12 protein-coding genes and 1 pseudogene are annotated in these 13,811 nt (G+C 63.5%); 4 read left to right on the top strand and 9 right to left on the bottom strand.

What is annotated here, in order from left to right:
• Nucleotides 1-110: 110 nt before the first annotated feature.
• Nucleotides 111-743 (top strand): response regulator, encoded by a 633-nt coding sequence (locus tag HV675_RS24030; RefSeq protein WP_175113865.1) that lies wholly within the window; start codon nt 111-113, stop codon nt 741-743.
• A gap of 23 nt (nt 744-766) precedes the next feature.
• Nucleotides 767-1,201: a response regulator gene (locus HV675_RS24025; protein WP_175113863.1), complete on the top strand. Its 435-nt coding sequence runs from the start codon at nt 767-769 to the stop codon at nt 1,199-1,201.
• A 79-nt stretch (nt 1,202-1,280) separates the two neighbouring features.
• On the opposite strand, the gene HV675_RS24020 is transcribed toward HV675_RS24025, so the two are convergent.
• The 7 genes from HV675_RS24020 to HV675_RS23990 form a co-directional block, all read right to left on the bottom strand.
• On the bottom strand, nt 1,281-2,483 hold the full coding sequence (locus tag HV675_RS24020; RefSeq protein WP_175113861.1) for an MFS transporter: 1,203 nt from the start codon (nt 2,481-2,483) through the stop codon (nt 1,281-1,283).
• Between the two features lie 514 nt (nt 2,484-2,997).
• Nucleotides 2,998-3,825, bottom strand: coding sequence for a phosphodiesterase (locus HV675_RS24015; protein ID WP_175113859.1), 828 nt, complete (start codon nt 3,823-3,825; stop codon nt 2,998-3,000).
• An 85-nt stretch (nt 3,826-3,910) separates the two neighbouring features.
• Complete coding sequence (locus HV675_RS24010) at nt 3,911-5,050, bottom strand: ABC transporter ATP-binding protein (protein WP_175113857.1); 1,140 nt, start codon at nt 5,048-5,050, stop codon at nt 3,911-3,913.
• Nucleotides 5,047-5,970: an ABC transporter permease gene (locus HV675_RS24005; RefSeq protein ID WP_377700669.1), complete on the bottom strand. Its 924-nt coding sequence runs from the start codon at nt 5,968-5,970 to the stop codon at nt 5,047-5,049. Before HV675_RS24005 ends, HV675_RS24010 begins: the two co-directional genes overlap by 4 nt.
• Nucleotides 5,971-5,999: 29 nt before the next feature.
• Nucleotides 6,000-6,824, bottom strand: coding sequence for an ABC transporter permease (locus HV675_RS24000; RefSeq protein ID WP_175113856.1), 825 nt, complete (start codon nt 6,822-6,824; stop codon nt 6,000-6,002).
• A complete protein-coding gene (locus HV675_RS23995; protein WP_246270508.1) occupies nt 6,821-7,804 on the bottom strand; it encodes an ABC transporter substrate-binding protein in 984 nt (327 codons plus the stop codon). The genes HV675_RS24000 and HV675_RS23995 overlap by 4 nt, the downstream gene beginning before the upstream one ends.
• A gap of 279 nt (nt 7,805-8,083) precedes the next feature.
• On the bottom strand, nt 8,084-9,211 hold the full coding sequence (locus HV675_RS23990) for a LacI family DNA-binding transcriptional regulator (RefSeq protein ID WP_175113854.1): 1,128 nt from the start codon (nt 9,209-9,211) through the stop codon (nt 8,084-8,086).
• Between the two features lie 850 nt (nt 9,212-10,061).
• On the opposite strand from HV675_RS23990, the gene HV675_RS23985 reads away from it, so the two are divergent.
• A complete protein-coding gene (locus HV675_RS23985) occupies nt 10,062-11,147 on the top strand; it encodes a hypothetical protein (protein ID WP_175113852.1) in 1,086 nt (361 codons plus the stop codon).
• Nucleotides 11,148-11,242: 95 nt separating this feature from the next.
• Here HV675_RS23985 and HV675_RS23980 read toward each other — a convergent pair.
• Together HV675_RS23980 and HV675_RS23975 are read right to left on the bottom strand one after the other, a co-directional pair.
• Nucleotides 11,243-11,729, bottom strand: a pseudogene (locus HV675_RS23980) (integrase core domain-containing protein); the annotation flags it as partial.
• A gap of 37 nt (nt 11,730-11,766) precedes the next feature.
• Nucleotides 11,767-12,531, bottom strand: coding sequence for a hypothetical protein (locus HV675_RS23975; protein WP_175113850.1), 765 nt, complete (start codon nt 12,529-12,531; stop codon nt 11,767-11,769).
• An 864-nt stretch (nt 12,532-13,395) separates the two neighbouring features.
• On the opposite strand from HV675_RS23975, the gene HV675_RS23970 reads away from it, so the two are divergent.
• Nucleotides 13,396-13,797 carry a type II toxin-antitoxin system HicB family antitoxin gene (locus HV675_RS23970; RefSeq protein WP_175113871.1) on the top strand — a complete coding sequence of 134 codons (402 nt, stop codon included), beginning with the start codon at nt 13,396-13,398 and terminating at the stop codon, nt 13,795-13,797.
• Nucleotides 13,798-13,811: the final 14 nt, after the last annotated feature.

Below are 13,811 nucleotides of genomic sequence, written 5' to 3'. Positions count from 1 at the left end.
CACGGCGGTGCGCCGGCGCGGCAAAGCGGCGCGACGCCATTACAATGTCCGGATTGAATCAACTGCACGGACCGGCCCGCGATGCGGCGCCGGGGACCGGAACCAGACCGATGATTCGAGTGTTGATTGCCGACGATCACGCGATCGTCAGAGGCGGTTTCAGGCAGTTCGTCGCTGACGAGCCGGATATGTGCGTCGCCGCCGAAGCGGCGACCGGCGAGGAAACCATACGTCTCGTGCGCGAGCAGGCGTTCGACGTCGTGCTGCTCGATATCGCGATGCCGGACAAGAACGGCATCGATACGCTGCGCGTGATCCGGCAGGTGCGGCCGGAGCAGGGCGTGCTGATCCTGTCGGGCTATCCGGAGAGCCAGTACGCGATCAACCTGCTGCGCGCGGGCGCGAACGGCTATCTGAACAAGGATTGCGAGCCCGACGAAATTGTTCGTGCGATCCGCGCGGTTGCGCGCGGGCATCGCTATCTGTCGGAGGCGGTTGCCGATACGCTCGCCAACAACCTCGACAAGCCATCGGCCGCGCACCCGCATGAACTGTTGTCCGAGCGCGAGTTCCAGATCTTCTGCAAGCTCGCGGCCGGACGTATTCCGACCGAGATCGCGGACGAACTGCATCTGTCGGTGAAAACCATCAGCACCTACCGCGCGCGCGTGCTCGAAAAAATGCGACTGACCACCAACGCGGATATCACGTACTACGCGATCAAGAACGGCTTGATCGATTGAGACGCGCCACGGAAACCGCACAGATGAACGCCAATCCCGCCACCGCCCGGAACGCATCGAACCGCATGTCGCTGCGCGTGCTGCTTATCGAGGATTCGCCGCTGATTCGCCGCAGCATTGCGGATGCGATCGATGCGATGGGCGTGATGCATGTCGCGGCGTGCGCGGAATCCGCCGACGAGGCGATCGCGCTGCTCTCCGGCGAACCGTTCGATGCGGTAATCGTCGATCTGCAATTGAAGCAAGGCTCGAGCGTGCCGGTGCTCGCGTTTATGCAGCGCAAAGGCATGATCGAATCGATGTTCGCCGCGGTGCTGACGAACCATGCGCTGCCCGCGTACCGCGAGCGGTGTCTGCAATACGGCGTGCGCCATTTCTACGACAAGTCATTCGAATTCGATCGCGCGATCGACGCGCTGCACGAATACGCGCAGGCGCGGCAAACCACGCAAGGGTAGCGCGTTGCGTTGGCCGCGCCCGCCCATCGTCGTGGATTCAACCTGATCGGCATGCGCGACATGGACGCCGCGCGTTCGGTCATTGCGGCGCGGCGACGGCGGTGCGTCCGGTGCGCAGATGGTTCCACGCGGCGATGCCGCTGAACAGCACCCCTGCGATGCTGACGCCGACCCAGCCGAAGCGCGGCCAGACGGCTGCGGCGACGGCCGAGCCGATCGCGCCGCCGATGAAATACGCGACCATGTAGATGGTATTCACGCGGCTGCGCGCCTCGGGCTTCAGCGCATAGATGCGCGACTGGTTGGAGATTTGCGCGGCCTGCACGCCGACGTCCAGCACGATCACGCCGATGACGAGGCCGATGAGGCTCGATGCCGACAGCGCAAACACAATGAATGACACAGCGGTGAGACCGATCGACAGCGTGACGACCGCGCGCGGCCCGCGCCGGTCCGCGGATTTGCCGGCGAGCGGCGCGGCCAGCGCGCCCGCGGCGCCGACGATGCCGAACAGACCCGCCGCCTCCGGGCCGAGATGAAACGGCGGGCCGGCGAGCAGCAGCGCGAGCGTCGACCAGAACGCGCTAAAGCCGGCGAACATCGCGCCGCCCGTGATCGCCGCTTCGCGCAGCCCGCGCAATTCGACAGTCAGATGCCACATCGATGCGAGCAACTGGCCGTACGACAGCGTCGAGGTCGGCTTGCTGTGCGGCAGGCGCATCACGATCACGACGGACAGCGCGAGCAGCACCACAATCGACGCGCCGAACACCGCGCGCCAGCCGAAATACTCGCCGACGAAGCCGGCCGCGGTACGCGCGAGCAGGATGCCGAGCAGCAATCCGCTCATCACGATGCCGACTGCGTGACCGCGCTCGGACGGGGGCGCGATTTCGGCCGCGAACGGCACCGCCTGTTGCGCGATCGTGCCGAGCACGCCGATCGCGAGGCTCGCCGCGACCAGCACCGACAGCGCCGGCGCGAAGGCTGCGCAGAACAGCGCGATGCAAAGGCCTGCGGTCTGCCAGAGAATCAGCGCGCGCCGGTCGAAACGGTCGCCAAGCGGCGCGAGCAGCAGCATGCCGCCCGCATAGCCGAGCTGCGTCGCGGCCGGCACGGCGCCTACCCATGCGGCGCTATGCGGATACGACTTGCGGAAACCGTCGAGCAGCGGCTGGTTGTAATAGATGTTCGCAACCGAGATGCCGGCGATTGTCGCGAGAAGCAGCAGCAGGCCGCTGAGCGATCGATCGGACGGAGCGGGGCGTTCGGATGTGGACATGAGGTGCGACGGTGGTAAAAACGATGGAGCGCTCGGGTGGCGGCGCACTGAGATTGCTGGCGCGCGTGGCAAACATGGCGGTCCGCGGCGTGCCTGAGCGGCGTCTGCCCGACTGCTTCGGCGCGCCCGCGTGCGGCAGACATGCCGGGCGATGCCGGTGCGAGCCGGTATGAATCGCGCATGGGCCTCGCGCATTGCCTGGCGCGACGGACGACCCGCGATGCGCCGGGCGAGCCCGATGATACCGGAGGCGCTCCGATCGCGCATGCGCTGCCGATGCGCGGCGTGAAGATGTGCTCCGGCTGGTGGCGCTCGGGTAGGTCGATTGCGGGCCGATTACAGGCCGGTTGCCGACCGCTTGCGACTGCTTGTCGACCGATCGCTGGCCGCTTGCCGGCCGCTTGCCGACCGATCGGGGCGAATCCGGCCATGCTGCCGGCGGCGCTGTCCGGACGCCGGCTTGTCCGCCCTGTGCACCGATAGTCTGCCGAACGAACCTTCCGGCGGTTCGCTCTCAGTCGATCAGCGCACCCGCGGGCGCATGGAACGGATAGGGGCCGTCGCCCTGATCGACGTACGCATGATGCGTGACCACGCCGGTTGCCGCGTCGTACCGATGCAGCGCGAATGCCGGCGCTTCCATCCGGAACACGGACGGCGCGTCGTCGCGCAGATCGAGCGCCACCTGATGCGCGGGCGCCGGCACGGCCGACGCGATCGTGCCGCCGAAGCGCGCGAACATCGGCCTATGCACATGCCCGCAGATCACCCGCTCGACGTTCGGATGGCGCGCAATCAGCGCTTCGAATTCGCGCGCGGCGGCCGGGTCGAGGCGCACGCGATCCATATGGCCGATGCCGGACACGAACGGCGGATGATGCAGCGCGACGATCACCGGCTTGCCGCGCGCCGCGTCGAGCTGGGCCGCAAGCCAGGCGAGGCGCGCGGCGCACAGCGTGCCGCCGCTCGCGCCGGGCACCATCGAATCGAGCGCGAGCAGGCGCAGCGGACCGACGTCGACTGCGTACTGCACGAATTCGCCGCCGCCGAGCAGCTCCTGCCGCTCGGCGAATACCGTGCGCAGCGCGGCGCGCTCGTCATGATTGCCGACCAGCAGGTAGTACGGAATCTGCAGTGGCGCGAGCAGCGCTTTCAGATGCTCATACTGGTCGACGTCACCCTGATCGACGAGGTCGCCGGTCACGACGATTGCATCGGGACGCGGCACGAGCGCGTTGAGCGCCGCGACGCAGCGGCTGAGGTACGCGGCGGTATCGACGCGCTGGTACGCGAGCGCGCCGGGGCGCTTGATATGCAGGTCGCTGATCTGGGCTAGCAGCATGAAGGTCTCGAGTGTTCAGGAAAAGGGACGAAGCTCGTCGCAACGGATGTCCGCCGCTTCAGCAGGGAGTGTTGCGTAGGTTCGGTCACGATAGCGCAATCAGCGCATCCTGCGCGATCGAGATGCCGACCGCGGTGCCGCGCGCCAGTTCGACGCGGCCTGCGACATCGACGATCAGCGCATCGGGCGCCGCATCGCGGATCGTGAGCCGCGTGCGTTCGCCGAGAAATGCCGCATGCTCGACGGTGCCGCGCAACTGCGCATTCGACGGATCGGCGAGCCACGCAGCTTCGGGCCGGAAGAACAGTTCGTGCGTTTGTTCATGCACGGCTTCGGGTGCTGCTTTGTGCATGGTTTCGTGCGCGGTTTCGTACGTGGCCTGGTGCGTTTCCGCGCAGCCGTTTCGCACCGCGCGGGCGGCCGTGTGAGGCGGCGGCGCCGGCACCGCGCCGCCGCGCGTCGTGAGCATGCCGTCGCGCCATGTGCCCGCGAGGCGGTTGAGCGTGCCGATAAACTGCGCGACCGTGCGATTGGCCGGACGGTAGTAGATCTCGCGCGGCGCACCGATCTGCTCGATGCGCCCGTGGCTCATCACGACGATCCGGTCGCCGAGTTCCATCGCTTCGGCCTGATCGTGCGTCACGTAGACGGTCGTGATGCCGAGTTCGCGCAACAGCGCGTTCATCTCGCCGCGCAGTGCATCGCGCAGCCGCGCATCGAGCGCCGTCAGCGGTTCGTCGAGCAGCAGCACGCGCGGCTGCGGCGCAATCGCGCGCGCGAGCGCGACGCGCTGGCGCTGGCCGCCGGAGAGCCGGTCGACCGGCTGGTCCGCGTGCCCGGTGAGCCGCATCATCGCGAGCAGTTCGTCGACGCGCCGTCGTGTTTCGTGCGCCGGGACGCGCCGGATCTTCAATCCGTAGCCGATATTGCCGCGCACGGTCAGGTTCGGAAACAGCGCGTAGTGCTGAAACACCATGCCCACCGCGCGCCGCTCGATCGGCAGCGCCGTTACGTCGTCGTCGCCGAAACGCACGCGGCCGCCCGCGTCGGGCGCTTCGAGGCCGGCGATCAGCCGCAGCGTGGTGGTCTTGCCGCAGCCGGACGGCCCGAGGAGCACGAGCGTCTCGCCGGCGCCGATTTGCAGGTCGAGCGGTTCGAGTACGCGTGTGCCGCGAAACGTCTTCGCGCAGTTCGACAGGGTGATCGGTACGGGGGCGAGCTTCATGATGGGACGTCGTCGGAACGGGCAGGGCGCACGGGCGCCTCGCGCGATGCAATGGCTCGGCGGCGCTGGCCGGTCGCATCGACGCCGAGCCATTGCATCGCGACGAGCAGCGGCATCGTCATGATGAAAAACAGAATGGTGTACGCGCTGCCGACTTCGATGCGCATCGACGCATACGCGTCCGCGAGGCCGACCGGCAGCGTTTTGGTGTCGGGCGTATGCAGCATCCACGTGAGGTTGAATTCGCCGATCGACAGCGTCAGCACCGCGAGCGCGCCCGCGACGATGCCCGGCCGGATATTGGGCAGGACGATCGTCACGAAGCGCTGCGTGAAGCTCGCGCCGAGGCTGGCCGCGCCTTCTTCGAGCGTGCGCAGCCCGGCGCTCGCGCAGACCGCCGCGACCGCGCGCACCATAAACGGCAGCGTGAACACGACATGCCCGGCGACGATAAACGCGGCGCTCATCCGGAACGCGCTGAAGCCGCCGTACACGACCAGCAGCGCAAGCGCGGACGCGAGACCCGGCAACGCGACCGGCATCACGAGCAGTTCTTCGAGCACGCGTGCAATACGCGTATTGCTGCGTGCGAGCGCATAGCCGGCCGGTACGCCAGTGATAAGCGTGATCGCGAGCGTGGCCGCGGCCACTTCGAGCGACAGGAACACCGACGCGTGATACTGCGTCCACACTTCGCTGAGCCAGCGCAACGTGAGGCCGCTCGCGACGCCGCGAAAGTAATTGACCGTGAGCCCCGCGACGATCGACATCACGACCGGCACGATCAGAAATGCGCACAGCGCGAGCGTGACGAGCCACTGGCCCGCGGCGAGCCAGACGCGCAGCGACGGCCATGCGGCGAACGCACGGCGGCCTCGCGGCGCGGCTGAGTCCGGATGGGCGTCGGGCAGCGGGATCATTCGATGCGGCCCGTCGTCATGCACGCGCATCACGCCGTCGCCGCGACGGCTGAGCCGGTCGCGCTGCGCGCCGCCGCCAGCACCGCCCACGTGACGATACCGAGGATGATCGACAGCCCGGCGGCCGTCACCATGTTCGCGCCCAGCGTGAACTCGGTGTAGATGGTCATCGGCAGCACGTCGATGTCGGTGGCGAGCGTGAAGGCGGTGCCGAATGCGCCCATCGCGGTCGCGAAGCACACCGCGCCCGCCGCGATCAGTCCCGGCGCGAGCGCGGGCAGCACGATGTCGCACAGGATGCGCCACGGCGACGCGCCGAGCGAACGCGCGGCTTCTTCGAGCGATGCGTCGAGCTTCGTCGCCGACGCCATCACGGTGACGATCACGCGCGGAATCGAGAAGTACAGGTAGCCGACGAAGAGCCCCGCCATCGAGTACGCGAACACCCAGCGGTCGCCGGTCAGCTTCAGCGACAGCATGCCGGTCAGGCCTTGCCGGCCAGCGAGCATGATCACCATAAAGCCGACCACCACGCCCGGAAATGCGAGCGGGAAGGTCAGCAGCGCGAGCAGCGTGCGCTTGCCGGCGAACTCGCGGCGCGCGAGCAGCAGACCCGCGATGACCGACAAAACCAGCGTGGTTACGGTGACTGCCGCCGACAGCACGATGGTTTCACCGAGGCTTTGCATATAGCGCGCGTTGGTGAGCAGCGCCGCGTAGGTCGCGAACGGGTGACCGCCCGCGCTTACCTGCACGAGCACGGCGATCGGCAGCAGCCAGAACGCGATGAACACCGACAGCGCCGGTGCGACAAACGCGATGCGCCAGCGCCGCGGGAACGTGATGTCGTTCAATGCATCACCTGCAGATATTGTTCGCCGAAGCTTTGCTGCTTGCCGGCCATCGTCGCGAAGTCGACTGCTTTGGCGCGTGCATAGTCGCTGGCGGGCAGGAAGCGGCTCGCGGCCTCTCCGCTCATTCGGTTGGCGCGCACCGGGCGCAGATACGCATTCGCCCAGAGCGTCTGGCCTTCGTCGGACAGCACGAAGTCGAGCACCTTCTTGCCGTTCGCGTCGTGCGGCGCGCCCTTCACGAGGCTCATCACATACGGCACCGAAATCGTGCCTTCCTGCGGAATCACAAACTCGACGTTCGCATGGTCGTTGTACTTCGCGCGGTACGCGTCGAAGTCGTAGTCGAGCAGAATCGGAATTTCGCCGGACAGCACGCGTGCGTAGGCGGTCTGCCTGGGCACGATCGGATGGTTCGCCTTCAGCTTGCGGAACCAGTCGAGGCCCGGCTTGAAGTTGTCGAAGCTGCCGCCGAGCGCCTGGTTGACGGCGACCGCGCCCGCATACCCGACAAATGCGCTCGACGGGTCGAGGTAACCGATCATCCCCTTGTATTCGGGTTTGAGCAGATCGGCCCATGAACGCGGCACGGGCTTGCCTTCGAGCGCGTCCTTGTTGACGAAAAAGCCGAGCGTGCCCGAGTGAATCGCGAACCAGTAGCCTTGCGGGTCCTTCAGGTTCGCGGGAATGTCGTTCCAGTGCGCGGGCTTGTACGGCTGGATCACGCCCTTGTCCTTCGCCTGAAAAGCCGACGATATGCCGAGATACACGACGTCGGCGACCGGGCTCTTCTGTTCGGCGATCAGCTGTGCGATGGCCTGGCCAGAGTTCTTGTTGTCGAACGGCACGCGGATGCCGGTCTTTTGCTGGATCGCCTTGATCTGGCTGGCCCAGTCCGCCCACTCGGGCGGGCAGTTGTAGCAGATCGCCGTTTCGTCGGCGTGCGCGAGCGCGAGCGGTGCTGCGGCGAGCATGCCGAACATGGCGGCGGCTGCGAGCGCGGCGCGGAGAACGGCGGCGGTGCGTTGTACGAGGCGGTGCAGTTGCGTGTGCGGTGGCGTGTTGTTGTTGATCGTTTGACGCGTTGGGCGGGGCGGATGCACAGCGATCTCCAGGGCGTTGTGAAAGTTGTCGAGCGTGACGCGAAGTGCGGTGTGTCGGGCCGGCCGGGTGAATCGGTTCGGTGGCTGCATCGGGCGTTGTCCGGCGGTGCATGCGTCGCCGGACATGGGCGCGATACGGAGTCCCCTGATCGTGAATCGCTAATCCGGCAAATGCGCGGTCTGGGTTGTCGGATCCGCGGCTGAATACGGGCTGGATGGCGCGGCCGGGTGCGTCGCGCCCTCGTTCACCTCACGTGCGCGCGGGACCAGCGGCGCCTGCGCGCCGTTCGAGATCGCGGCGATCGTCGCGCCTTCGCGCAGCGTGTGCGGCAAGGTCAGCGATAAAGACGCGTCCGCGTAGCTGCCGTCGATGCGCGCGATCAGCCGGCGCCACGCCGCGCAGCCGATCTCGCGGTTCGGCGAGCAGATGCTCGACAGCGGCGGCGCGAGCAGTTCGCCCATCGCGAGGCCATCGAAGCCGAGAATCGACATGTCGCGCGGCACATCGAGATGTGCGCGGCGCAAGCCGCGCATCACGACCATCGCGAGCAGGTCGTTGCTGCAGAAGAGGGCGGTGGGGCGCTGGCTGCCGGTCAGATGCGCGAGCACCGACGGCGCGAGCTCGTCCGCGTTGAAATCGATTTCCAGTGCCGGCGCCGGCGCGAGTCCGGCCTGTTGCATCGCTTGTGTGTAGCCGACGTGGCGCAACCTTGCGCGATCCGACGCGGCGAGCGTGCCGGCCAGCATCAGGATGTGCCGGTGACCGTGCGCGATCAGCATGCGCACGCCCTCGAAGGCGGCGAGCCGGTTGTCGACCGAGACCGACGGACGGCGCACCGTGTCGTTGTGCATCAGCACGTACAGCATGCCGGAGCGGTCGAGGTCGTCGAGCAGCGCGTGGGTGTCCGCATCGGCGACGGTCAGGATCAGGCCTTCGACGCGCTGCTCGCGCAGCGTTTCGATCGCGTGGCGTTCGCGTTCGGTGTCGTATTGGGTCGTCATCAGCATCAGCCGGAAGCCTTGCGCGGCGGCGAGCTCGTCGATCCCTTGCAGGCATTCGGCGAATACCGGATTGGCGATGGTGGGCAGCACGACGCCGATCAGACGGCTGCGCTCGCCGCGCAGCTGGCGGCCAAGCGGACTCGGACGAAAGTCGAGCGCTTCGATGGACTGGCGGACTTTTTCGAGCGTGACCGGGTTGACGGTATGGGGCGCGTTGATGGCGCGCGACACGGTTGCGATCGAAAAGCCCGCATGCGCGGCGACATCCTTGATGGTGGGCGTCATCGTGTCGGCACGGTTCGTGTAAACGTTTTCGGCGACGACGATTATGGGTAACGGATGTGACCAAACGGTGACGTACAAATGGCTGACAAGCTGTTTAGGTGCGGCTCGCCGGGCGATGGTAGAATCCCGTCCGCCCTGCCGGGGTGATGAAATTGGTAAACATAGCGGACTTAAATGATTGAGTGCCTGGTCGGAAACGGCCGGTGCAGAACCCCTCAAATTCGGCGAAACCCCTGGCCGGCTGCAAAAGCCGCCGCGGCAACGCCGAGCCAAGCCCGCCGCCGCTCACAAGGCGAACGCGCGGAAGGTGTAGAGACTAGACGGGGGGCGCCTAAGGCGGCGCGCAGCATGGCCGATGCTCACGAGCAGAATCGGCGCTGCGGCGCGCGGCGATGGCGAAGGCATAGTCCAGCGCACGAACGGCCATACCGCCCTGGTATGTGTCGGCGTCGAAAGACGTGGTGTGAAGAAAATCCGCCGCTTAACGGCTTGCCGGTTCGAGTCCGGTCCCCGGCACCAGTTGGCTACCAAAGGTCCTTGGAATCAACCTAAAAGACCGCTCAGTCAAGGAGTTGTGGGGTTCTGCTTGCCAGCGTTCACCGATACTTCCCATTGACTGCAAGCATTTTTTTGGGGGCATCTTTGGGGGCATTTCTCGATGATTGGGGCATGTCGATGCCTCTCCACACTTACTTATGCATTGCGACTCTGCGATGGCGAGTTATCTCGCTCCGCATTGGACCTGTAAGTCATACGTCTCAGGCGTGACACTCACGAGCGCTTGAATGGAGGCGGTGCCACGCCCAATGTGCGTGGTTTCTCGAGCGTTCACAAAAGGAAAAGAAACAAGATGACGACTTACACCGCAAACAATCCTGTCCCGATGTCGGCACTGCCGACGACGTCGGGCGTCAAACAGCAATTTCTCGTCGCCGCGACCAATGATGGGCCGTCGACGTATGCGCCCGACGGACTCGCCGCGGCTCCGATCTTCGGCCTCGGCGGTCAGCAACTGCAGGGCAATGAGATTGTCGAAGAGGGCATCGCAACGCTTGTTTCGTTCGTCGGTCCGCTTCTGAATTCGGGCGCCCTCTGTTGGGTATTGCTGTCGTGCGATGGCGGTGCGCAGCAGGTCGGCACAGCCACGCAGACTCAGCAGGCAGCGACATACGAGCAAGCTCTTATCGCGAGCGCCGGCGCTTTCAGGCTATCGTTTGCATCGCCTAATCTGGTCCTCAAGCCTTACCGTGGGACTCAGGTACTTCTCCCCGGCATAGGGGTTGTTACTCTTCCGGCCAGTTTGACGCTGGCGCCTTCTGGTCTTACTGCTTCGACGTTGTACTTTATTTACTTGACGGTGGCCGACGGTACCCCAACGCTCGTAGCATCCACCACGACGCACACAACTGATCCGACAGGGGTCGAAGTGATGAGCGGCGACAACACAAAGCTGCTCGTTGGCATGGAGTTCGCAACGTCGCCAACGGCATGGGCTGGCCTCTGCCGCTCATGGCGAAATGATCTGGGGTACGCGTCTGTAGTCCCGTTGACTGTTAGCACAGGGACGGCTAGTGAGACGTATGTGGAAATATCGGCAACGCTCAGAGTTCCGTTTCTAATTTGGGCCGGGGAAAGCATCAGGGCGGGCATGAGTGGATCGACATTTTCCACGAACGCGAACGTCTCCTCGATTAGCGCGATGGCCCTGGACGGAGCCGTCGTGGATGGGTATTCCGTTAATACTCCTACAATAGCGGGAGGAGCAAACTCCCTACCGGCAGCAGTCAGTACGCTTATCAGTGGCGTGACCGAGGGTTTTCATTTCGTGACACTTTTCGGCGCATCCGGCAACGGCGCGTTTTCGGTTGAATGGGTTGGCAGCGGAAACATAGGTTTCAGAACCACGACGAATGTCAGCATCGCTCCGCACGCTTAAGGCAGCAAGCAAAAACGGCCTCGCTGCACGGCGAGGCCTATAGAGGAAAAGCGGTCGCTCCACTTGGATTTACCCCCGTACTTTCTGACACCGTCTCACACTAAGCTTGAATCGGTTCTACGTCGGAACTCGCGCGGCGAGCGGTATTTCAGCGCACCATGTGGGTGCCTTTCGTTGTAGTGTTCGAACGCGACAGCCAGATTGCGTACAGCGGTCACCGCATCAGGCTTGGGCATGAACGCAACACAACATAGTCGCGCTTCATCGTCTTCACGAAGCTTTCTGCCATGCCGTTGCTCTACGGGCTGCATGCGGGTGTCGTTAGCGGCTTCAGACCAATGTCCGAGGCGAACGCGCGAGTCTTTTCGGTAATGTAACCCGAACCGCTGTCGCTGAGCTATTCGATTTGCGCAGGTGCTCGCTGTCCGTTGCCAAAGCGCTCCTCGGCGGCTGTCAGCATGACGTCACGAACAACACGCCGCTATGCCCGCTAGTCGTCGCTGCCCAACTTATGGCCTCGCGGTCGCAGCAATCGAGCGCGAACGTCCCACGCAGCGGCTCGCCCTTGCCACAATGGAATTCGAGGGGAGTTTGCCAGCGCGAACGATCATCTCTCGCCTCACTGCGGCGAAGCGTTCTGCGTCGCACTTTTAACCACAGGGCAGCCAGCAGCGGCATTTGACAATTCTGCGTGCAGTTCTCGCACATCTTCGTTGTCACCTGAGAGCCGATTTTTGGGATCGGTACCGATTCGCATTAGGATATCGGTGAATGCGTCTACACACATCTCGTATGCAAATATTCTCTTATATATGTTGGTCGGGATGCCGGAATAATCACTATTTGAATATTTCGGACACTCGTCAGACAAGTCAGACGTCGAATATTTCATCCTCGTTAGATAAAAATCAACGACACATTCATCCACAGAGCTAAGCAGAGGAAGCAGGCGATTTTGAGAAACATCATTTACGTCATCTCTTAGCGACTGGAGTTCGGGACTTAAATCTTGTACTCGCATCACTTGCCTTGTATCTGCCACGTAGCTTGTTGCCACTAGCGAAGATACGGCTTGCGCTGCAGCTTCGTCGTACATTTTTGCCGTTTGAAGCAGGTTCTCTTTCGGAAGTCCGGTTGATATTTCTTGCTGAAACTTCGTTGCGTAGCCAGCGAAGAGCATCAGATCACGGTTGACTGCACTAATTGCCGTTCGACGCTCAGAGATACGCGAGATGGCGTGCTCGCGTTTGGTCGTTAGATAGTTCACGCCAAACGTGACCGCAGCCCCTAGAAGACCGGTCAAGACAAAGGCAAGAAATATCCCAAACACCGGGTGATGACTCCAGTGCTTTTTGTCAGTCTTACACGAACAAGGCGCGCTCATGAGCAGATTCCCAGGGAGAAGACGTGAGTGACGCCAAAAGCTGCCTTTTTCACCAGGCATGCTCATAACTACATCAACCAAATTCTTTTGAATGTGGCTTATCCCACTTCTGCTTCGTTACTTCCGGTCGATGCAGCCGTCTTTCGTGGAGGGGGCGGGTGCGCCTGCGCCTGCGCAGGCATAGACTCGGACGGAAGTGGGTTGAAGAACCACGTGCCTTGTCAGTATTCTTGGAGGACAACCAGTCGGCATAGCCGACGCGTGGCACGATGACCACCGATCGTTTTTACGGCCGGGTCGGTGAAATCGCTTCATAAGCGGGTGCTCGTTCGCGTTGACCGAGCATGATGAACGACAGTGCCTTGTCTTCTGATTCATTCCATTCGTGCCACAGGCCGGCGATCGCGAAAGGCAACCATCGGCCATACCGATTTTCCAAGCGCACAGCCTTTCCCTTTCGTAGTTCGGCTCGAAGAACGATTTGCACAGAACCAGGCAGAACTGCAGGTGCTTCGCTTTCATGTGCCGCTAAAGCCGCGGCAGGCCGCCGACGCGGTAACGTCGCCACCTCACGGTGGCGCATGTCTAGGCCCCTTTCCGTCGATGATCCGCCGCGTTGCACGTCGATCATCGTTTGCTGTCGGAGCGCAACCGGCTACCCGTCGCCATACACGCGGATACACAAAATTGTTCCGCTCAAAGTGAGCGTGTGTCTAATTACACACTAGACGACTAGGGGTGACGATGAATTCATCGCTGCTCAGGCACGACGAAGAGCACCCTGAAATCCGCCGGTCTGCAATGACTGGCGGTTTTTTCAAACCGAAGATGCCGTCAGCGGAATCACCTCGAAGGAAGAGTGAAATGGAATTTCCCATCGCAGTTCATAAGGACGATGGGAGCGTCTACGGCGTGACCGTTCCGGATATTCCGGGCGTCCACTCGTGGGGCGACACCATCGATGATGCGATCAGAAACGCGAGGGAGGCGATTGTCGGTCACGTTTCGACGCTGGTTGAACTCGGCGAAGATGTCGGCTTTACGTGTTCAACCGTGGAAGAACTGGTCGCGAGGTCTGAATATGCAGGCGCGATATGGGCACTGGTCGAAGTCGATCTGACCAGGCTCGATTCAAAGCCGGAGCGAATCAATATCAGCCTGCCGCGGTTCGTGCTGCACAAGATCGATGCATACGTCGCGGCGCGACACGAAACGCGCAGTGGTTTTCTCGCGCGCGCCGCGCTGGAGGCCTTGGCGCACTCATAACGCTTGCGCCTGTC

This window comes from Paraburkholderia solisilvae (genome assembly GCF_902859875.1).
GTDB classification, from domain to species: domain Bacteria; phylum Pseudomonadota; class Gammaproteobacteria; order Burkholderiales; family Burkholderiaceae; genus Paraburkholderia; species Paraburkholderia solisilvae.
The sequence above is the reverse complement of the archived record's forward strand: the minus strand, read 5'-3'. Positions and strand labels throughout refer to the sequence as shown.

Excerpts from the sequence above, each read along its gene's own strand:
- HV675_RS24020 (WP_175113861.1), bottom strand. The coding sequence starts at position 2,483 with ATGTCCACATCCGAACGCCCCGCTCCGTCCGATCGATCGCTCAGCGGC.
- HV675_RS23975 (WP_175113850.1), bottom strand. The coding sequence starts at position 12,531 with ATGAGCGCGCCTTGTTCGTGTAAGACTGACAAAAAGCACTGGAGTCAT.
- HV675_RS24030 (WP_175113865.1), top strand. The coding sequence starts at position 111 with ATGATTCGAGTGTTGATTGCCGACGATCACGCGATCGTCAGAGGCGGT.
- HV675_RS23985 (WP_175113852.1), top strand. The coding sequence starts at position 10,062 with ATGACGACTTACACCGCAAACAATCCTGTCCCGATGTCGGCACTGCCG.
- HV675_RS23995 (WP_246270508.1), bottom strand. The coding sequence starts at position 7,804 with ATGTTCGGCATGCTCGCCGCAGCACCGCTCGCGCTCGCGCACGCCGAC.
- HV675_RS24025 (WP_175113863.1), top strand. The coding sequence starts at position 767 with ATGAACGCCAATCCCGCCACCGCCCGGAACGCATCGAACCGCATGTCG.
- HV675_RS23990 (WP_175113854.1), bottom strand. The coding sequence starts at position 9,211 with ATGACGCCCACCATCAAGGATGTCGCCGCGCATGCGGGCTTTTCGATC.
- HV675_RS23970 (WP_175113871.1), top strand. The coding sequence starts at position 13,396 with ATGGAATTTCCCATCGCAGTTCATAAGGACGATGGGAGCGTCTACGGC.
- HV675_RS24010 (WP_175113857.1), bottom strand. The coding sequence starts at position 5,050 with ATGAAGCTCGCCCCCGTACCGATCACCCTGTCGAACTGCGCGAAGACG.
- HV675_RS24015 (WP_175113859.1), bottom strand. The coding sequence starts at position 3,825 with ATGCTGCTAGCCCAGATCAGCGACCTGCATATCAAGCGCCCCGGCGCG.
- HV675_RS24005 (WP_377700669.1), bottom strand. The coding sequence starts at position 5,970 with ATGATCCCGCTGCCCGACGCCCATCCGGACTCAGCCGCGCCGCGAGGC.